This window comes from Streptomyces sp. A0642 (genome assembly GCF_004795105.1).
Lineage (GTDB): Bacteria > Actinomycetota > Actinomycetes > Streptomycetales > Streptomycetaceae > Streptomyces.
Map to the genome: position 1 here is coordinate 459,315 of NZ_SSBL01000003.1, position 22,627 is coordinate 481,941.

Sequence of the window (22,627 nt, forward strand, 5' to 3'; positions counted from 1 at the left end):
GCCCTCTGTCATGGGCGCCGCGTTGTGCCCGGCCATTGCCAGCTATGCGTGCTGCACCGGAGTGGTCGGCTTCGGCCTGCCTTCTTCGTCCCCCGAAACTCTCCCCAAAGGTGTGACTCGGCATGCGTGAAAACGACTCCCCCTCTTCCCGCACGGCTCCAGCAGAGCCCTTTGGGATCACTGCGGCTCAACAGGGCGTCTGGTACGGGCAACTGGTGGATCCGGACAGTCCGAAATACAACATCGGGGAGTGCTTCGAGATTCGTGGAGGCCTCGACGAGCCGTTGTTCGCCGCGGCGCTGGACCGGGCTGTAGCGCTGTGCGACAGCCTCAACGTGGAGTTCGTCGTCAGTGGCGAGAGTGTCCGTCAACAGGTCGTCCGCCGCCCCCTGGCGGGAACCAGCCGGCTCCGTGTGGTCGACCTGTCCGACGCCGAGGATCCCGTAGGGGAGGCCGAGCGCTACCTCGCGGACGACATGGCGACCGTCCACGGGCTCGACGCCCCTCACTACCACTTCGCGTTGCTGCGCCTCGGCCGGCGACTGCACTACTGGTACGTGCGCTTTCACCACATAGTCGTCGACGGCCTCGGCGGCGCCGTCTTCGCCCGCACCGTGGCCGACCTCTACGCGCGTGCTGTGCGCGGAGAGAACCTGGCGGAAGCCGAGCTGCCGGCCGCGCCCCTGCGCGACCTCGTCGCCGACGAGGTGGCCTACCGCGGCTCGGAGCGGTACGAGTCCGACCGGGCGTACTGGACCGGCCGGTTCGCGGACCTGGCCACCGACCGCGTCGTCGGCCCGCCCGGTGCCGGGGGCGAAGCGGACGCACACGGCGGCCGGGCGCTCATACGCCGGCCCACCGACGCTCCGCCGCCGGCGGCCCTCGCCGGACCGGACAGCCGGCTGCACACCGGTGAGACGCTGCCCTTAGCCGTCTTCGACAGCCTGCGCCGGCTCGCCTCCGCCAACCGCACCACCTGGAGCGCCGTCCTCGTCAGTGCGGTCGCAGCCTACGTCGGCCGGGTCACCGGAACGCAGGAAGTCACCGTGGGCCTCGCCTCCAACGGCCGGCACGGCGGTCTGCGGCACATCGTCGGCATGACCGCCAACATCCTGCCGCTGCGCCTGCCGGTCGCCGCCGACATGACAGTCGGCACGCTCGTTCGCGCCGTCGCCGACGACATGCGCGGCGCCCTGCGTCACCGCCGGTTCTCCCGTGAGCAACTCGCCCGCGAACTGAACATGACCGACGACGCGGCCCGCCTCACCGGTGTCGTCGTCAACATCATGGGCTACGACTACGACCTCGACTTCGCCGGAAGCCCCGGAGCCTCGCGCGTGCTGTCGGTCGGCCCGGTGGACGACCTGTCCCTGTTCGTCTCCGAACGGGGCGAGGGAAAAGGGCCGTTGATCGGGTTCGATGCCAACCCGGAGCTGTACCGTCCCGAGGACGTGCGGCTGCACCAGCATGCCGTCGTCTCCTTCCTGACGGCTCTGGCCGACGCGGACCCCGACACCCCCCTGCGCGACGTGCCGTTCCTCGACGAGACCACCGCCGCGGCCCTCCATGCGCAGGGGCGCGGCACCGCCCTGCCCGTGGAGACCGTGTCCACGAGCCTCCCGGAGGCGTTCGGCGCACAGGCGCGCCGGACACCGGACGCGCCCGCGGTGGTGGACGGCGCCGTCACGCTCACGTACCGGGAGCTGGCGCGGACGGCCAAGGACCTGGCGGGTGCCCTGGCGGGCTGGGGCGTCGGCGCCGAGGACGGCGTCGGCGTCCTCGTGGGCCGTTCGGCGGCCGTGGTGTCCGCCACGCTCGGCGCAGTCGGCGCCGGAGCGGCGTACGTGCCCATGGACCCCGCCTGGCCGGCCGAGCGGCTCGCCCGCGTGGCCGAGGCCGCGCGTGTCCGTGCTCTGGTGGTCGACGAGGCCGCTGCCGGTCAGCCCTGGGTGCGGGAGACGGCCGCCGACCTGCCGGTGATCGTCGTCGACGCCCTGGGCGGCGTCTTACGAGGAGCGCCCTCACGGCCGGGCCCGCTGCCGTGTCTGACCCGCGGCGACCGACTGGCGTACGTGATGTTCACCTCCGGCTCCACCGGCCTGCCGAAGGGGGTCGGCGTCACGCATGCCGACGTCCTCGCGCTGGCGGCCGACACCACCTGGAAGGACGGCGTGTGCGACGCGGTGCTGATGCACTCCGCGTACGTCTTCGACGCCTCCACGTTCGAGACCTGGGTGCCTCTGCTGAACGGCGGCCGCGTGGTGGTCGCCCCCGGAGGCGTCGTGGACGCGCGGGTGCTGCACGACACGGTGGAACGGCACGGTGTCACCGCGCTCTTCCTGACGACGGCCCTGTTCAACGTGGTGGCCGAGGCGGATCCGACGGCGTTCGCCGGACTGCGCATGGTCGCCGCGGGCGGTGAGGCGGCCACCCCGGACCTGATGCAACGGGTGGCGGCCGCGGTGCCCGGGGCACTCGTCCTGCACGTGTACGGCCCCACGGAGACCACGACCTTCACCGCCCGCCACCCGGTCGCCGCCGGCACCGCGGGCGTGCCGCCCATCGGCCGGGCCCTCGACGGGATGGGTCTGTACGTCCTGGACGACTCCCTCGCCATGGTGCCGCCCGGCGTCGTGGGGGAGCTGTACGTGAGCGGCCACGGCGTCGCCCGCGGTTACCAGGGGAGCCCCGCGCCGACCGCCACCCGGTTCGTCGCCGACCCGTACGACCCACACGGCGGCCGGATGTACCGCACCGGCGACCTCGTGCGCTGGACCGCGAGCGGCGACATCGAATACGTCGGACGCGCGGACGGCCAGATCAAACTCCGCGGGTTCCGCATCGAACCGGCCGAGACCGAGAACGTCCTCCTCACCGACCCGGATGTGCGCGGCGCCTGCGTCGTGGTCCGCGAGGACATACCCGGCGACCGCCGGCTCGTGGCCTATGTCGTGCCCGCCCCCGGCGCCACGCCGGAGGGCTCCGCCCTGGCCCGCCGGGTCGGGCGCGCCCTGCCCGCGTACATGGTGCCCTCCGCGTTCGTCTCCCTGGACGCACTGCCCCTCAACGCCAACGGCAAGGTCGATCGCCCCGCCCTGCCGGCCCCTCGGGCCGTCACCACCACGGGCCGCGCACCGCGCACCGCCTACGAGGAGGTCCTGGCGGGCCTGTTCGCCGATGTCCTCGGCCTGACCGAGGTCGGCGTCGACGACAACTTCTTCTCCCTGGGCGGCCACTCGCTTCTCGCCACCCGCCTCACCGGCCGGGTGCGGACCGCCCTGGGCGTCGAAGTCGGCCTGGGCACGCTCTTCGACCATCCCACGGTCGCCTCCCTGGCCGCGGCCCTGGACTCCGGCGCCGCGGCCCGGCCCGCCCTCCGGCCGCAGCCACGGCCCGAAGCGGTGCCTCTCTCCTTCGCGCAGCAGCGCCTCTGGTTCCTCAACCGGGCCGAGGGGCCCGGTGACACGTACAACATTCCGCTCGTCCTGGAGCTGGACGGCCCGCTGGCCACGGACGCCCTGCGCGACGCTCTCACCGACGTGGTCGTGCGCCACGAGAGCCTGCGCACCGTCTTCGTCGAACACGACGGCATCGCCCGTCAAGAAGTCCTCGACGCGGACGCTGCCGCAACGCTCGTGCCTCTCGTCGTCGAGCACGCGCCCGCCGAGGAGACCGCCGGTTCCTGGGCAGACGAGAAGCTGCGCCGGCTGACCACCATGCCCTTCGACCTCACGGCCGACGGCGCGGTCCGCGCCCATCTGCTCCGCCTGGGCCCCGCCCGCCACCTCCTGGTCCTCGTTCTCCACCATGTCGTCGCCGACGGCTGGTCGCTCGCCCCGCTCAGCCGGGACCTGGGCACCGCCTACCGCGCCAGGAGCGAGGGCACGGGCGCGCCCGACTGGGCCCCGCTGCGCGTGCAGTACGCCGACTACGCCCTCTGGCAGCGCCGGCTGCTGGGCGACGATCGCGATCCCGACAGCCTGGCCGCGTCCCAGCTCGCCTTCTGGAAGGACGCCCTGCAGGGCGCGCCCGACCTCCTGGACCTGCCGCTCGACCGGCCCCGTCCGCCTGCGCCCAGCCACCGCGGCGCCGCCGTGCCCTTCGACCTGCCCGCCCCCGCGCACGCCGCACTCATCCGGCTCGCCCGGACGGCAGGGTGCACCCCCTTCATGGTGCTCCAGGCGGCTCTCGCGGTGACTCTCCAGGCGCACGGCGCGGGCTCCGACATCCCACTGGGCACAGCGGTCGCCGGACGCACCGAGGAGGCCCTCGACGATCTGGTCGGGTTCTTCGTCAACACGGTCGTCCTGCGGGCCGACCTGTCCGGGGACCCCACGTTCCGCGAACTGCTCGACCGGGTGAAGGAATTCGACATAGCCGCCTTCAGCCACGGCGACGTCCCCTTCGAGCGGATCGTGGAGGCCCTCAACCCAGAGCGGTCCGGCGACCACCACCCCCTCTTCCAGACCATGCTGGTCCTGCAGAACCAGGAGCAGGCGGCTCTCGACCTGCCGGGCATCACCGTCCGCGACCGGTCCCGGCACCGCGGGGGCAGCAAGTTCGACCTGACGTTCTCGCTCACCGAAGTCACCCACGTCGCCGAAGACATCGAAGCCGCCGAAGACATCGAAGGCACCAGATCCGCGGGGAGACCGGCCGGGGAAACCGCCGAAGCCGCCCGGCCCGGCGAGACCACCGAGCCGGCAGCGCGCGGTGCCGCGGACACCCGGCACGGGGCCGGAGGCATCGGCGGGTACCTGGAATACGCCACCGACCTCTTCGACGCCGCCACCGCCCGCGCGCTGTGCGTTCGCTTCGCCCGCCTCCTCACCCTCGCCGTGACCGACCCCGACCAGGCCATCAGTGAGCTGGACCCGCTGGGCCCGGGGGAGCGGGACCGTCTCCTGGCCCAGGGGTGCGGCGAGCAGCAGCCGCCGCCCGTGCGAACAGCCCCCGAAGCGGTCCGGGAACAGGCCGTGCGTACGCCCGACGCCGTGGCCGTGCGCGACGCGCACACGAGCCTCACCTACGCCGAACTCGACGCCCGGGCCGACGCCCTCGCCCACGTCCTGCGTGAGCGCGGCGCGGACCGCGAGAACCGGGTGGCCATCGCCGCACCGCCGTCCGTGGACACCGTCGTCGCCATGCTGGCCGTACTGCGGGCCGGTGCCGCCTACCTGCCCGTCGACCCGCAGTATCCGCCCGCCCGGATCAGCTACATGATCGCCGATGCCCGCCCCGTGCTGCTGCTCACCACCAGAGACGTCCACGCGGGCCTGCCCCCCTGCGACCTTCCGTGGATAGCCCTCGACGGCCGGGAGGCCCGGCCCGCACACCCCGCCGGGCCCCTCGGGGACGCACCCGGCCCGGCGGACCCCGCCTACGTCATCTACACCTCGGGCTCCACCGGCCGGCCCAAGGGCGTCGTCGTGTCCCACGCCGCCCTGGCCCATCACATGGCCTGGATGGCACGGCACCTGACGGTCACGCCCGACGACCGGGTCCTCGCACGCACCTCCTCCAGCTTCGACGCTTCCGTGTGGGAGGTGTGGCTCCCGCTGCTGAACGGCGCCGAAGTCTGTGTGCTGCCGGACGGCGCGAACACGGAACCCCACAGCCTGGTCTCCTGGATGAGCCGGTTCGGCGTCACCGTCGCCCAGTTCGTGCCCTCGCACCTGACCCTCGTGCTCACCGAGGCGGCACACGCCGCGCCGCTGCCCGGCCTGCGCGCCGTGCTGTGCGGTGGCGAGCCGCTGCCGCGCACCCTCGCCGACGACATCGCCGAACTCTGGCGGGCCGAGGTGCACAACCTCTACGGGCCGACCGAGGCGACCATCGACGCGACCGCCCACCGCGTGACCGGCCCGGAGAACAGCCGGCAGCAGGGCAGCGTCCAGGACAGCCGCCTGGAGGGCAGTGGCCCGGAGAACAGCGGGCAGGAGCACAGCCGCCTGGACAGCAGAGGGCAGGCGGAAGGGGCACCGTACGAGGCCGTGCCGATCGGCCGCCCCGTCGACCGCATGCGCGCCTACGTCCTGGACAGCCGGCTGCGGCCCGTACCACCAGGGGTCACCGGCGAGATGTACCTGTCGGGTCCCCACCTCGCCCGCGGATATCTGGACCGTCCGGGCCTGACCTCCGCTCGCTTCGTCGCCGACCCGTTCGACGGCACGGGCGCGCGGATGTACCGCACGGGCGACCTCGTGCGCTGGAACCGCGACGGTCTGCTCGACTACGTGGCACGCGCCGACGACCAGGTCAAACTCCGCGGATTCCGGATCGAGCTGGGAGAGGTCGAGGCCGCGCTCCTGGCGTGCCCCGGTGTCACGGCCGCCTGCGCCGTGATCCGTGAGGACGCGGCTGCCGGGCGCCGCCTCGTCGCCTATGCCGTCACCGGCGACCCGGCCCCGCGCTCCGGCGACCTGCGTGCCGCCCTCGCCGAGAGTCTGCCCCCCTACGCGGTGCCGGGGGCCGTCGTCATCCTGGACGACCTTCCGCTTCTGCCCAACGGCAAGGTGGACCGGCGGGCCCTGCCGGAGCCGTCGGCGGGGACCGACCCCGCCGACGGCTCCGGGCTGCACACGCTCCGGGAGGGCCTGCTCGCCGGCATTTTCGCCGATGTCCTGCAACGGCCCCTCGTGAAGCCGCACGACAGCTTCTTCGACCTCGGCGGGCACTCGCTCCTCGCCATGCGGGTCGTGAGCCGCGTCCGGGCCGTCCTGGGCGCCGAGATCGCCGTCCGCACCCTCTTCGAGCATCCGACCGTCGCGGGCCTGGCCCGCGTCCTCGACCTGCAGGGCCGCGCCCACCCGCCGGTGGTGGCCGCCCCACAGCGGCCCGATCCGCTGCCGCTCTCCTTCGCCCAGCAGCGCCTGTGGTTCCTGAACCGGCTCGAAGGCCCCAGCTCCGCGTACAACATCCCGCTCGTCCTCGAACTCGACGGCGCTCTGGACACCGATGCCCTGCGCGCCGCCCTGCGCGACGTCGTGGAGCGGCACGAGGCGCTCCGCACGCTGTTCCCCGAACGCGACGGCGTCCCCAACCAACTGGTGCTTCCCGCAGCCGCGGTGACACCCCGTCTGCCCGTCGTCAGCACGGCGCCCGCGGACCTGGAGGCGGCCGTCCTGGCCGCCGTGCGTGAACCGTTCGACGTCGTCACGGATCCGCCGCTGCGGGCCCTGCTGCTGCGCTCCGCACCCGGCCACCACGTACTGGTGCTCGTCCTGCACCACATCGCGGGCGACGGGTGGTCCCTCGCCCCGCTCACGCGCCACCTCGGCGAGGCCTACGCCGCCCGTCTCACCGGCCGCGAGCCCCAGCTCTCGCCCGGCACTCCGCTCCAGTACGCCGACTACACCCTCTGGCAGCACGCCGCCCTCGGCGACGGCGGCGCACCGCAGAGCCTTCTGCGCAGGCAGCTCGACCACTGGAACACCGCCCTCGCGGGCCTTCCCGGGCTGATCGACCTGCCGCTGGACCGGCCGCGTCCGGCCACCACCGACCCGAGGGGCGCCGTCCACACCTTCGACGTACCGCCTCCCCTGTACGCGCAACTCCTGCGCCTGGCGCGCGAGTCGGGAAGCAGCCTGTTCATGGTGCTGCAGGCGGCGGTGGCCACCCTGCTGCACCGCCACGGCGCGGGCGACGACATCCCGCTCGGCTCGCCCGTCGCCGGCCGCACGGATGAGGCGCTGGAGGATCTGGTCGGCTTCTTCGTCAACACGCTCGTGCTGCGCACGGACCTGTCCGGCAACCCGACCTTCCTCGAACTGCTCGAGCGGGTCAGGGAGTTCGACCTGGCCGCGTATGCGCACCAGGAGGTGCCCTTCGAGCGCGTCGTGGAGAGCGTCAACCCCGTCCGGGCGCGCGATCACCACCCGCTGTTCCAGACCATGCTGGTCCTCCAGAACCAGGAGACCGCCCGCCCCGACCTGCCCGGTCTCACCGTCGTGGACCGGCTCGTCCACAACGGGCTGAGCAAGTTCGACCTCACCTTCGCCTTCCACGAGGAGCGGGGCGAGGCCGGCCTCACCGCCGGGATCGAGTTCGCTACCGCCCTCTTCGACCGCTCCACCGTCGAGGCACTCGCGGACCGCCTGATCCGGCTCCTGGAGCGGGTGACCGCGGAGCCGGCTCTTCCCGTCGCGAGCCACGACCTCCTGACGCGCGGCGAGCACGCCCTTGTCGCCGGCTGGGGGACCGGCCGGGGCCTCCCCGCCTCCGACGCCGGCACTCTGCCCGCCCTCTTCGCCGCGCAGGCGCGCCGCACCCCGGACGCGGTGGCCGTCGCGGGCCACGGCGGGGCCCTCACCTACGCCGAACTCGACCGGATCTCCGCCGATCTGGCCCGCGCCCTGGCGGGCCTCGGCATCGCCCCGGAGTCAGGCATCGGGGTGCTGCTCACCAGGTCGCCCGCTGTGGTGTCGGTGTCGCTCGGAGCGGTCCGTGCGGCCGGCGCCTACGTCCCGCTGGACGCGCGCTGGCCGGGGGAGCGGCTCGAACAGGTCGCCGGGGTGGCGGCCGTGCGCGTCCTCGTCGTCGACGAAGCCGCCGCCGCCTCCCCGTGGGTGGCCGCGATGGCCGAGCAGGTGCCGGTCGTCGTCGTGGACCGGCTCGGCCGGATCCTGCGGGGCGCGCCGGAGCGGCCCGGCCGTCCCGCTGTGGTGCCGGGCCCCGGGACCCTCGCCTACGTGATGTTCACCTCCGGCTCGACCGGACTGCCCAAGGGCGTCGGGGTCACGCACGCCGACGTGGTGGCGCTGACGGCCGACTCGGCCTGGCAGGGCGGCGCCGCCGACGTGGTTCTGATGCACTCCGCGTACGTCTTCGACGCCTCCACGTTCGAGATCTGGGCCCCGTTGCTGCGTGGCGGCAGGGTGGTGATCGCACCCGAGGGCGTCCTGGAGGCCGCCGTCCTCGGTGACGCCGTGCATGAGCACGGCGTCACCGCCGTCTTCCTGACGACCGCCCTGTTCAACGTGATCGCCGAAACCGATCCGGGCGCCTTCGCCGGCCTCCGGCTCGTGTGCGCGGGGGGTGAACTGGCCTCCCCGGACGCGATGCAGCGCGTGGCCGGCGCCGCGCCGGGCGTGCGCGTCCTCCATGTGTACGGGCCCACCGAGACGACCACGTTCGCCACCCGCTACGAGGTGGCGGCCGACCTGCCGGCGGGCCCGCCGCCCATCGGACGGCCCCTGGACGGCATGCGCGGTTATGTCCTCGACGACTCCCTGGGTCCGGTCCCGCCGGGCGTGGTGGGTGAGCTGTACCTCGCCGGCCGCGGTGTGGCGCGCGGGTACAACGGGCTGCCGGGCCTCACCGCCGCACGCTTCGTCGCCGACCCGTTCGACGCGGGCGGCGGGCGCATGTACCGCACCGGAGACCTCGTCCGGTGGACCGATGACGGGCAGATCGCCTACGTGGCCCGCGCGGACAACCAGGTGAAGCTGCGCGGCTACCGCATCGAACCCGGCGAGATCGAGGGCGTGCTGGCCTGCTGCGACGGCGTCGCCGACTCCTTCGCCGTGGTGCGCGAGGACGTGCCCGGTGACCGGCGTCTCGTGGCGTACGTGGTGCCCGCCTCGGGAGCACGCCCCGAATCCGCCGATCTGGCCCGGGCGGTCGGCCGGTCCCTGCCCGCCTACATGGTGCCCTCCGCGTTCGTCCTGATCGACGCGCTCCCGCTGACGCTCAACGGCAAGGTGGACCAGCGCGCTCTGCCGGAGCCCGCACACCACGGCCCGGTCCCCGGGCGCGCCGCCCGCACCGTGCGCGAGGAGATCCTCTGCGCACTCTTCGCCGACGTGCTCGGCCTGGACGCGGCGGGAGCGGACGACGACTTCTTCGCCCTGGGCGGTCACTCCCTGCTCGCCACCCGGCTCGCCGCACGCATCCGTACCGCGCTCGCCGTGGAGGTCCAGGTCAGGGCCGTCTTCGAGCACCCCACGCCCGCCGCCCTCGCCGCCGCTCTGCACGGCGCCGAAGAGGCCAGGGCTCCGCTGGAGCGGGCCCGGCGGCGGCCCGATCCACTGCCCCTGTCCTTCGCCCAGCAGCGCCTGTGGTTCCTCAACCGGCTCGAAGGCCCCAGCGCCACGTACAACGTGCCGATGGTGCTCCGCCTGGAGGGCCCGCTCGACGAGGACGCCCTGCAGAGCGCCCTCGCGGACGTCGTCGAACGCCACGAGAGCCTGCGTACCGTCTTCCCCGAGACCGACGGCGTGGCGCGCCAACTGGTCCTCGACGCCAGTGGCGCCGATCTCGACCTGACGCCCAGGGACACCGACCCCGACCGGCTCGACGAGGTCCTGACCGAGGAGGTGGCACACGCCTTCGACGTGAGTGCCGACCTGCCCGTACGAGCCCGCCTCCTGCGGCTCGGCGCGGAGATCCATGTCCTCGTGCTGCTCGTGCACCACATCGCGGGCGACGGCTGGTCCCTGGCCCCCCTCGCCCGCGACCTCGGGGACGCCTACCGGGCGCGCGGCGAGGGCGGGGAACCGTCCTGGACGGAACTCGGCGTCCAGTACGCCGACTACACCCTGTGGCAGCGCGCCCTGCTCGGAGCGGAGGACGACCCCACCAGCCAGGCCGCCCGTCAGCTGGACTTCTGGCGCACCGCACTCGCCGGTGCGCCCGACCTGCTTCCTCTGCCGTACGACCGGCCGCGCCCCGCCGTCACCACGTACCGCGGCGACGCGTTCGCCTTCCCCGTCGACGCGGACACCCACCGGGCCCTCGCGGATCTCGCCCGAGCCCGCGGGTGCAGCCTCTTCATGGTGCTCCAGGCGGCCCTGTCGGTGCTCCTGTCCCGGCACGGCGCCGGTGAGGACATCCCGCTCGGCACGGCCGTCGCCGGCCGCACCGACGAAGCGCTCGACGACCTGGTCGGCTTCTTCGTGAACACCCTCGTCCTGCGCACCGACCTGACCGGAGACCCCACCTTCTCCGAAGTGATCGACCGCGTACGCGAGTTCGACCTCGCGGCCTACGCCCACCAGGACGTGCCGTTCGAGCGGCTCGTGGACGTCCTCAGCCCGGCACGGGCGCAGGACCACCACCCGCTGTTCCAGACCATGCTCGTCCTCCAGAACCAGGAGGACACCACCGTCGGCCTCCGCGGTCTCACGGTCACCCCACAGCCCGTGCACACCGGGATCAGCAAATTCGACCTGACGTTCACCTTCACCGAGACCCGGGACGGCGCGGGCCGCCCCGCCGGCCTCGGCGGAGTCCTGGAGTTCTCCACCGAACTGTTCGCCCACACCACCGCCCACGCCCTGGCCGAGCGCCTCACCCGCCTGCTCGCCTCGCTCGCCGCCGACCCCGGCCGGCGTGTCCACTCGGTCGACGTGCTGGACGCGGCCGAGCAGGCAAGCCTGGAGCGGGCCTCGCACGGCCCGGTCCGGCCCCTGACGACGCGCACGGCGCCCGCGGCGTTCCGCGCACAGTGCGCCCGGACCCCCGGCGCGATCGCCGTACGCGACGGCTCGCACCGGCTCACCTTCGGAGAGCTGGACGCGCTGTCCGACGACTTGGCGCACCACCTGTACGACCGGGGCATCGGACGCGGCGACCTCGTCGCACTGGCCCTGGAAGGGACCGCCGACCAGGTCGTCGCGATGCTGGCGGTGGTCAAGGCGGGGGCCGCCTACCTGCCGGTCGACCTCGCGTACCCCGAGGCCCGGATCACGTACATGCTGGACGACGCCCGCCCGGCGCTGCTCCTCACCCACGGCACCGCCCGCGCCGCACGGTACGCCTCGTCCGTGCCCTGCCTGGCCCTCGACGACCGGGCATCGTGGTCCACCGGACGCGCGGCACCGTCCGCGCCGGAGCCGGACCCGCTCGACGCCGCGTACGTCATCTACACCTCGGGTTCCACCGGCCGCCCCAAGGGTGTCGTCGCCACCCACGCGTCCCTCGTCAACCACATGGCGTGGATGGCCGGTCACCTCGGCCTCACCGGCGCGGACCGCGTGCTGGCCCGTACCTCGCCGAGCTTCGACGCCTCGGTCTGGGAGACCTGGCTGCCGCTGCTGCACGGCGGCTCCACCTGCACCGTCCCGCCCGCGCTCAACCACGACCCGGCCGGACTGCTCGCGCGCATGCGCGAATCCGGGGCGACCCTCGTGCAGTTCGTGCCCTCGCACCTGTCGCTCGTCCTCACCGAGACCGGTCCCGACCGGGCGCCGACGACCCTGCGGGCCGTCCTGTGCGGCGGCGAGCCCCTGACCCGGTCCCTGGCGGCGCGTGCCGGCCGGGCCTGGCAGGTCGAGGTGCACAACCTGTACGGACCCACCGAGACGACGATCGACGCCACCGCCCACCACCACCGCGGCCGGGAGGCGGACGCCGCAGGGGAGGGCGGGGTACCGCTCGGCCGCCCCGTCGACAACACCCGGGCCTACGTCCTGGACGCCGGGCTCCGGCCGGCGCCGCCGGGCGTCACCGGCGAGCTCTACCTCGCGGGCGACGGCCTCGCGCGCGGCTACCTGGGGCGCCCCGGCCTGACCGCCGCGCGGTTCGTCGCCGATCCGTACGGCCCCGAGGGGAGCCGCATGTACCGCACGGGAGACCTCGTGCGGCGGGGTGCCGACGGCCTGCTCACCTACGTCTCCCGCGCCGACGACCAGGTCAAGCTGAACGGCTTCCGTATCGAACTCGGCGAGATCGAAGCCGCGCTCACAGCGCTCGACGGCATCACCGCCGCCTGCGCCGTCGTCCGCGAGGACCGGCCCGGCGAGCGGCGCCTGGTCGCCTACACCGTCGCCGACGGGCACAGCGGCGCGCAGAGCCCGGCCGACGGCGAACTGCGCACCCGGCTGGCTTCGGCCCTGCCGCCGTACATGGTGCCCGCCGTCTTCGTCGCCCTGGACGCGCTGCCGCTCCTGCCCAACGGCAAGACCGACCGCCGAGCCCTGCCCGTTCCGGAGCGCCCTGCCGCCACCAGGCCGGGCGGCCAGCCGCGCACCGCGCAGGAACGCGTCCTGTGCGACGTGTTCACCTCCGTCCTGCGCAGCCCGTCCGTCCGCACGGACGACGACTTCTTCGCGCTCGGCGGCGACAGCATCCTCTCCATCCAGCTCGTCAGCCGCGTCCGGGAGGCCGGGCTCGCGGTCACCCCGCGTGACGTCTTCGTCCACCGCACCCCCGAGGCCATCGCGGCCGTCGCCACCCCACTCGGGCAGACCGCCGCCGCACCGGCCGAACAGGGCACCGGCGAGATGCCGCCCACGCCCATCGCCGCCTGGCTCCTGGAGCGGCCCGGCGGCACGGACGGCTACAACCAGTCCGGGGTGCTGCGCACGCCCGTGGGCGCTGACGGGGACACGCTCGTCGCCGCCCTTCAACTCCTCATCGACCACCACGACATGCTCCGCCTGCGCGTCAGCCGCCCGGCCGCAGGCGAACCCGTCCTCGAAGCACTGCCGCCCGGCGCCGTGGAGGCCCGAAGCCGCTTCACCCGGATCGACATCGCCGGCCTCGACGCGGAAGCCGCCCGCGTCGCCGTCACCGCAGCCGGCGAACAGGCGCGCGGCCGCCTGCGGCCCGCGGACGGAAACGTGCTCGAGGCCGTCTGGGGCGATGCCGGACCGCACTCCCGCGGGCGTCTGCTGCTCGTCGTGCACCACCTGGCCGTCGACGCGGTCTCCTGGCGGATCCTCGCAGCCGACCTGGCCCGTACATGGCAGACGGTCACGGAAGCCGCGGACACGGACGAGCGCCGCGCCCCGGCCCCCGCGCTGCCCGCCGTCACCACGCCCTACAGAGCCTGGGCGCACCTTCTGACGTCCCAGGCGCGCAGTGCCGCCCGGGAAGCCGAACTCCCGCTCTGGCAGGGCGTACTGAGCACACCGGACCCACAACTGGGCTACCGGCCGCTCGACCCCCATCTGGACACAGCCGACGGGACCCGCACTCTGGTCACCCACCTGCCCGCCACCTGGGCGAAGTCCCTGCTCACCACCGCCCCCAGCGCCTTCCACGCCGGGGTGGACGACGTCCTCCTCACCGGCCTCGCTCTCGCCGTCTGCTGCTGGCGGGCGGAACGGGCCGCCGGCCCCGGCGGGTCCCGCCCGGACGGCACGCCCGTGCTCCTCGACCTGGAGGGCCACGGCCGCGAGCAGATCGCCGACCACCTCGACCTGTCCCGCACGGTCGGCTGGTTCACCAGCCTCTACCCGGTCAGGCTCGACCCCGGGCCCCTCGACGCCCGCGACCCCGCCCGCTTCGACGCCGCTCTCGTCGAACGAGCCGTCAAACGCGTCAAGGAACAGCTGCGGACCGTGCCCGACCACGGCGTCGGCTACGGAATGCTGCGCCACCTCAACCCGGGGACGCGCCCCGGGCTGGCCACCGCGGCCGAACCCCAGATCGGCTTCAACTACCTCGGACGCTACGCCGCTTCGCAGGACCCGACGGACCACACCGAAGGCGCCGACTGGGACGTCCTGCTCGACGGCGGCGGACCACGAAGTCAGGACCCGGACATGCCCGTCCACCACGTCATCGACATCAACGCGCACACCGAGGACCTGCCCGACGGCCCGCGCCTGGTGACCCGCTGGACCTGGCCGAGCGACCTTCTCAAGGAGGAGGACGTGGGCGCCCTGTCCGAGGCGTTCGGCCGCGCGCTGCGCGCCATCGCGGAACACGCACAACGACCCGACGCGGGCGGCTACACACCGTCCGACCTTCCCCTGGTCTCGCTCGACCAGGCACAGATCGACCGACTGCAGAACAAGTGGGGTGGCCGCAAGTGACCGGGTTCCAACTCGAGGACGTACTCCCGCTGACGCCGCTTCAGGCCGGCATGCACTTCCACGCCCTGTACGACTCCCATGCCGTCGACGTCTACACCGCGCAGTTCGTCTTCGACCTCGAAGGCCCCGTCGCCGTTCCCGCGCTGCGCGCCGCCATCGGGAGCCTGCTGCGCCGGCACGCCAACCTGCGGGTCGGCTTCCTCCACGAGGACCTCGACCAGGCCGTACAGGCCGTCGCCGCCGAGGTCCCCGTGCCGCTGGAGGAACGGGACCTGACCGCCGCGGAAGGCGCCGGCACCACGGAGGAACGCCTCACCGCCTTCCTCGCCGCCGACCGCACCCGCCGCTTCGACCTGACGACTCCGCCCCTGATGCGGTTCACGCTGCTGCGCACCGCGCCGCGGCGTCACCGCCTCGTCATGACGAGCCATCACATCCTCTTCGACGGCTGGTCGATGCCCCTCCTCGTACGGGAACTGTTCCAGCTGTACGCATCGGAGGGCGACGACAGTGCCCTGCCCCGCGTCACTCCCTATCGCACCTACCTCCAGTGGCTGGCGCAGCAGGACCGCTCGGCCGCCCTGGAGGCCTGGTCCACCGCCCTGGCCGGAATCGAGGCCCCGACCCTGCTCGCCGGGGGACGCGGCGTGACCCCCGACTCCGCCGAACTGCCCGAGACGCTGGTCCTCGAGCTGGACGCCGCCACGACGCACCGGCTCCGCGAGACCGCCCGCGTCCACCGGCTCACCGTCAACACGCTGGTCCAGGGCGCCTGGGGCCTTGTGCTCGGCCACCTCACCGGACGCTCCGACGTCGTGTTCGGCGCCACCGTGTCCGGCCGCCCGCCGGAGATTCCCGGTATCGAAACGATGGTCGGCCTGTTCATCAACACCGTGCCGGTACGGCTGCGCACCACACCGGGTGAAACCCTGGCCGCTCTCCTGACCCGGCTCCAGGAGGAACAGAGCCGCCTCCTCGGCAGCCAGCACCTGGGACTGACCGAGATACGCGGTGTCACCGGCCTGGACGAACTCTTCGACACCCTGACCGTGTTCGAGAACTACCCCATGGACGACGAGGCCCTGCGCACCGCGCAACAAGCACTGCCCGGCCTCGCCGTCACCGGATTCAGCGGCACGGACGCGGCCCACTACCCCCTCACCCTCACCATCGCGCCGGGCGACACCCTGAGGGTCACCTTCGGCTACCGGGCTGCCGTCCTGAGCCGCGAAGAAGTGGCCCGAGCGGTCGCCCGTACACAACGCCTGCTGATGGTGATGGCGCAAGGGCTCGACCGCCGCACCGACGCCCTGCCTCTCCTCCCGGACAAGGAGCGCGAGGCACTCCTCGCCCTGGGAACCGGCGCCGAGCCGCGCCGCGCGGCAGGGGAGCAGAGCATCCCGGACGCCGTGGCCGAGCGCGCGGCCCGGCACCCCGACACGGTGGCCGTCACCGGTGCGGGCGAGCAAGTGACCTACCGGCAGCTCCGTGACCTCTCGGACCGTCTGGCCGGCGCCCTGACCGGACTGGGGACCGGATCCGAGGACGGCGTCGGTGTCCTCGTGGCCCGCTCGACGGCCACGGTCACCGCCTCCCTGGGCGTCCTGCGCGCAGGCGCCACCTACGTACCTCTCGACCCACGCTGGCCCACCGAACGGCTCGACCGAGTCGCCGAGGTGGCCGCCCTGCGCGTCCTGATCGTCGACGAGCGCGCTCGCACGCACCCCTGGGTGCGGCAACTCGGCCCGGACATCACCGTGCTGACCGTCGACGCCGCAGGCCGCGTCCGCCAGGGCGGCCCGGCCACCCCGGGAGCCCTCCCCGCCGTCACGGGCGGACCCCGGCTCGCGTACACGATGTTCACCTCCGGCTCCACCGGACTGCCCAAGGGCGTCGGCGTCACCCACGCGGACGTGACGGCCCTCGCGGCCGACCGGAACTGGGACGACGGCGCGGCCGACGCCGTCCTGATGCACTCGGCGTACGTCTTCGACGCCTCCACCTTCGAGATCTGGGCCCCCCTCCTCAACGGCGGCCGTGTCGTCGTGGCACCCGAGGGCACGCTCCAGCCCACCGAGCTCCGGGACCTCGTCGCCCGGCACGGCGTGACAGCGGCGTTCCTGACGACCGCCCTGTTCAACGTCCTGGCCGAAACGGACCCAGGAGCCCTCGGCCTGCTGCGCCTGGTCGCCACCGGAGGCGAGGCCGCCGCGCCCGGCGTCCTCCAACGCCTCGCCGCCGCCCACCCGCACACCGTCGTCCTCCACGTCTACGGGCCCACGGAGACCACCACCTTCGCCACCACCCGCCGCGTGCGCCCCGACGACGCTCCCGGCGGCCCGGCCCCGATCGGCCGGCCGCTCGACGGCATGCGCGCCTACGTCCTGGACGCGGCGATGCGGCCCGTACCGCCGGGCGCCGAGGGGGAGTTGTACGTGGCAGGCGCCGGTGTCGCCCGCGGATACCTGGGACGGCCCGGCCTCACCGCCACCCGGTTCGTCGCCGACCCGTTCGCCGGCACCGGGGCACGCATGTACCGCACCGGCGACCTGGTGCGGTACACCGCCGACGGCACCCTGCACTACCTGGCCCGCGCCGACCAGCAGATCAAACTGCGCGGCCACCGCATCGAACCCGAAGAGATCGAGACGGTGCTCCGTGCCGACCCGTCCGTGGCCGCCGCCTGCGTACTCGTCCGCGAGGACCTGCCCGGCGACCGGACCCTCACCGCCTACGTCGTACCCGCCCCCGGACACACGCCGGAACCCGGCGCGCTCGCCGCGCACGTCGCACTCCACCTGCCCGACTACATGGTGCCGGCCGTCATCCAGCCGCTCGACGCGCTCCCCCTGACTCCCAACGGCAAGATCGACCGAGGCGCCCTGCCCGCACCCGCCGCCCTGCCCGGCACAACGGGCCGGACGCCACGCAGCGCCCTCGAGGAGATCCTCGCCGGACTCTTCGCCGACGTGCTCGGCATGCCGAGCGTCGGGGTCGACGACAACTTCTTCGCCCTGGGCGGCCACTCGCTGCTCGCCACCCGGCTCGTGGGCCGCGTGCGCACGACCCTGGACACCGAGACGGAGATCCGCACCCTCTTCGAGAACCCCACCGTCTCCGCGCTCGCCGCCGCCCTGGAGAACGAGAACCGCCCCGCCCGCCCCGCCCTCGGCCCGCAGGAGCGCCCTGCCAGGCTCCCGCTGTCGTACGCCCAGCAGCGCCTGTGGTTCCTCCACCGACTCGACGGCCCCTCCTCCACGTACAACATCCCCCTCGCCGTCCGCATCGACGGACCGCTCGACACGGAGGCCCTGCACCGGGCCCTGGGCGACGTCGTCCGGCGACACGCCGCCCTGCGCACCGTCTTCCCCGAACACGAGCACGGGCCGCACCAGCACATCACCGCCCCGGACGACGTCCGCCTCCCGTTCGCGACGGAAGCCGTCGACGAGGACAAGGCCGCCGACCGGATCAGGGCCGCCGTGGCCGAACCGATCGACATCGAGCACAGTCTCCCGCTCAGGGCGACCCTGCTCCGACAGGCCGACGACACCCACTTCCTGGTGCTGGTGATCCATCACATCGCCGCCGACGGCTCGTCCCTGGCACCCCTGGCCCATGACCTGCGCGCCGCCTACCGGGCCCGGGCCCGCGCGGAGGACCCCGCGCTGACCGCACCACCCGTCGACTACGCCGACCACACCCTCTGGCAGCGCCGCCTGCTCGGCGACGAACACGACCCCGAGAGCATCGCCTCACGTCAGCTCGCCTACTGGAAGAGCGCGTTGTCCGGGCTCCCGGAGATCATCGAACTGCCCTGGGACCGAGCCCGCCCGGCCGTGCCCCGGCACACGGGAGCCACCTACGACTTCGCCCTCGACCCCACCACCTCGCGACAGCTCGCGGACCTCGCCCGCACCAGCGGATGCAGTCTCTTCATGGTGCTCCAGGCCGCCCTGTCGACCGTGCTGTCGCGGCACGGCGCCGGCGACGACATCCCGCTCGGCACGGCCGTCGCCGGGCGCACCGACGAGGCCGCCTCGGACCTCGTGGGCTTCTTCGTGAACACGCTCGTGCTGCGCACGGACCTGTCGGGCGACCCGACGTTCCGCGAACTGCTCGCGCGCGTACGGGAGTCCGACCTGTCTGCTTACGCGCATCAGGACGTTCCCTTCGAGCGCCTGGTGGAGCTGCTCAACCCCGCGCGCTCGCAGAGCCACCACCCGCTCTTCCAGACCATGCTCATCCTCCAGAACCACACCGCCGCCCCCGCCCTCGACCTGCCCGGCCTCACGGTCAGCGGCGTCCCGGTCGATGCCGGGGTCAGCAAATTCGACCTCTCGTTCACCTTCACCGAGACGTACGACGACGACGGAGCCCCCGGCGGCATGCGGGCCGCCGTCGACTACGCCACGGAACTCTTCGACGCGACCACGGTCCACGCCCTCGCCGACCGGCTCGTCCGGCTTCTCGGCGCCGTCGGCGCGGACCCGGATCGCCCCCTGCACACCTACGACGTCCTCGCCACCGCCGAGCGCGACCGCCTGGCCGCCTGGGGGACCGGCCCTGCCGGGGAACTGCCCGGGCCGACGCTTCCCGTGCTCTTCGACCAGTGGGTACGGCGCACGCCCCGGGCACCGGCGGTCCGCGACGCGGACACCACGCTCACCTACGACGAACTCGATGCCCACGCCGACGCCCTCGCCGGCCACCTCACCGCCCGGGGCATCGGCCCCGAGGACCGAGTGGCCGTCGCCCTGCCCCGCACCCACCGACTCGTCGTGGCCCTGCTCGCCGTCCTCAAGACCGGGGCGGCATACGTGCCGCTCGACCCCGACTACCCGGCCCGGCGCCTGTCCCACATGCTCGAGGACGCCCGGCCGCGCCTCCTGCTCACCACCCCCGCCATCCACCGCCGTCTCCCCGCGTCCTCCGTGCCGCACCTGTACGCCGACGAGCCGGGGAACAGCCCCGCGGCGGGCGCGCTCTCCGCTCCCGCTCCGTCCCCGGACCCGGCACACCCGGCGTACGTCATCTACACCTCGGGTTCCACCGGCCGCCCCAAGGGCGTCGTGGTGACCCACCGGGGCGTCGGCGCCATGGCCAGGACCCAGAGCGAGCGCCTGCGGGTCACCCCCGGCAGCCGCGTGCTGCACATGGCGTCGGTCAGCTTCGACGCCGCGTTCTGGGAACTGTGCATGGGCCTGCTCTCCGGGGCGTGCCTGGAGATCGACGAACGCGAGGCCCTGCTGCCCGGCCCCAACCTCGCCGCCCTGGTCCGCGAGCGGGGCATCACCCACCTCACCCTGCCGCCGGCCGCCCTCGCGGTCATGCCGCCCGGCTCACTGCCCACCGGCACCACGCTGGTCCTCGCCGGCGAGGCCTGCCCGCCCGCCCTGGTGCACGCCTGGGCGACGGAGCGGTTCCTGGTCAACGCGTACGGCCCGACGGAGACCACCGTGTGCGCCACCATGAGCGGCTTCCAGCACGCGGACGGTCCCCTCGCGCCCGACCGCACCGTGTCCATCGGCGCCCCCGTCAACGGTACGCGCGTCCACGTCCTCGACGACCGGCTGGAGCCCGTGCCGCCCGGCGTGGCCGGTGAACTGTACGTATCCGGTGACGGAGTCGCCCGCGGCTACCACGGCCGGCCCGCTCTGACCGCCTCCCGCTTCGTGGCCGACCCGTTCGACCGCGCGGGGGGCCGTATGTACCGCACCGGCGACCTGGTGCGCTGGACGGCCGACGGGGAACTGGTCTACGTCTCCCGAGTCGACGACCAGGTCAAACTCCGCGGGTTCCGCATCGAACTCGGTGAGATCGAGGCGGCCCTCACCGCCCTGCCCGGCGTGGCCGCAGCCTGCGCCGCCGTCCGGGAGGACCGCCCCGGCGACCGGCGCCTGGTGGCGTACACCGTCCCCGCGGACGGTACGGCGGGGCCGGACGAGACCGAAGTACGCGCCCACCTCGCCGCGACCCTGCCCGAGCACATGATCCCCGCCGCCCACGTCAGTCTCGCGGCCCTGCCCGTCACCCCCAACGGCAAGACGGACCGCCGCGCTCTGCCGGCGCCCCGCCACACGGTGCCGACCGGAGGCCGCAAGCCCAGCACCACGCGCGAACGCGCCCTGTGCGAGGTGTTCGCCGAGACGCTCGGCGTGCCCGAGGTGGGCGTCACGGACGACTTCTTCACCCTGGGCGGCCACTCACTGCTGGCCGTGACCCTGGCCCGCCGCATCGGCGAGCGGTGCGGCGTACGCCCCTCCCTGAGGGCGCTGTTCGCGGCACCCACCGTCGAGGGCGTCGACCGCTTGCTGGGATGCGAGGCCGGGGAGGAGCACCAGCAGGAGGCGGTCACCCCGGACCTCGCCGCCGAGGTCCGACTGGCATCGGACATCTCCGGGGTGAAGCGCGAAGCCGCGACCCCCGCACGCAGGCCCCTGCGCCCTTCCGCCCGCCCGCTTCTGACCGGCGCCTCCGGCTTCCTCGGCGCCTTCCTCCTGCGCGACCTCATCGAGACGACCGGCGGCCCCGTCGACTGCCTCGTACGGGCCGAGGACGAACACCGAGCGGCACACCGCCTGCGGGCCAACCTGGAGCACTACGGCCTGTGGCGCCCCCGCTACGCGGACCTGATCAACCCGGTGCCGGGCGACCTCGCCGCCCCGGGCCTCGGACTCTCACCCGCCGGCCGCACCGCCCTGGTCCGCCGCCTCGGTCCGGTCCTGCACAACGGCGCCCGCGTGAACTTCGCCGCCGCGTACGGTGATCTGCGCGCCCCCAACGTGGCCGGCACCGAGGAGCTGCTGCGTCTGCTCGCCGACTCGGCCTCACCCGGCATGCACTACGTCTCGACCACCGGCGTGTACGCCCCGGCCTCCGGTCCCCGTGCCGTCACGATCACGGAATCGACCCCGACGGGCCCTTCTCCCGCCCTGCCGGACGGGTACGCACAGAGCAAGTGGGTCGCCGAGCAACTCGTCGGCCTGGCACGTGAACGCGGCCTGCCGGTGACCATCCACCGGCCGGGACGCATCAGCGGCGACACATCGACCGGCGCCTGTCAGGACCGCGACCTGCTCTGGCAGCTCATCAAGGGCTGCCTCCAGGCCGGCGCGGTCCCGGACCTGCCGTACGGGTCGACGGACTGGGTCCCCGTGGACTACGTCAGCGCCGGGGTCGTGGCCCTCGCCATGTCCGGCCCGTCCGCTGTGGAGACGTACCACTTCACCAACCCGGATGCGCCGGGCCTGGACCGGGTGTTCGAAGCGGCCGGGAGCCTCGGGCACGAACTGCGCACCGTTCCCGCGGAGCAGTGGCGGGCCCGCGTCGCGGCGCAACCCGACAACGCGGCACAGCTGTTCCTCGGCGACGAGGCACAGACCGGGCACGAGGCGACGGACCGACGCCGCTTCGACTCCCGGCGCACGGCCGCCGCCGCGGCGGCCGTGGGCGTCCGCCAGCCACCGTTGACCGACGAGATCCTGATCCGCTACCTGACGTACTTCCACGAATCCGGCTTCCTGCCTGCTCCGTGTTGAGTGCCGAGGTGGGAGTGCTCAGTGGGCGGGGCCGGCCGCCGGTGAGCGGTTGCCGCCGGACAGGCCGGCCCCGCGCTGATCCACAGGGTTCCGCCACGCGACCTGATCGTCGGCCAGTGGCTGCTCCATAGCCGTGGGCTTGCGATCGCGGTCGTCGTTCCCTGTCGAACAGGCCGTTGTATCGAGTGAGTTCGCCCTTGCGTGCCCATGAAGAAGGGGTCTTCCGGCAGCTCGGGGTTGTCGAAGCCGGAGCGACGGGGAGGCTGCCCCGCGCCCCGCGCCAGGCAGCGGCCGTTCGCTCCGCCGAATGCGGGCGCTGGGCGA

2 protein-coding genes are annotated in these 22,627 nt (G+C 73.6%); both read left to right on the top strand.

Going from position 1 to position 22,627, the window contains the following annotated elements; translation table 11 throughout:
• Positions 1-122: 122 nt before the first annotated feature.
• Positions 123-14,762 (top strand): non-ribosomal peptide synthetase, encoded by a 14,640-nt coding sequence (locus tag E6R60_RS09130; protein ID WP_136325926.1) that lies wholly within the window; start codon positions 123-125, stop codon positions 14,760-14,762.
• On the top strand, positions 14,759-22,303 hold the full coding sequence (locus tag E6R60_RS09135) for a non-ribosomal peptide synthetase (protein WP_136325927.1): 7,545 nt from the start codon (positions 14,759-14,761) through the stop codon (positions 22,301-22,303). The genes E6R60_RS09130 and E6R60_RS09135 overlap by 4 nt, the downstream gene beginning before the upstream one ends.
• The last annotated feature ends 324 nt before the right edge of the window (positions 22,304-22,627 follow it).

Bases quoted from the DNA above. Each gene is read 5' to 3' on its own strand.
- E6R60_RS09130 (WP_136325926.1), top strand. From the start codon at position 123: ATGCGTGAAAACGACTCCCCCTCTTCCCGCACGGCTCCAGCAGAGCCC.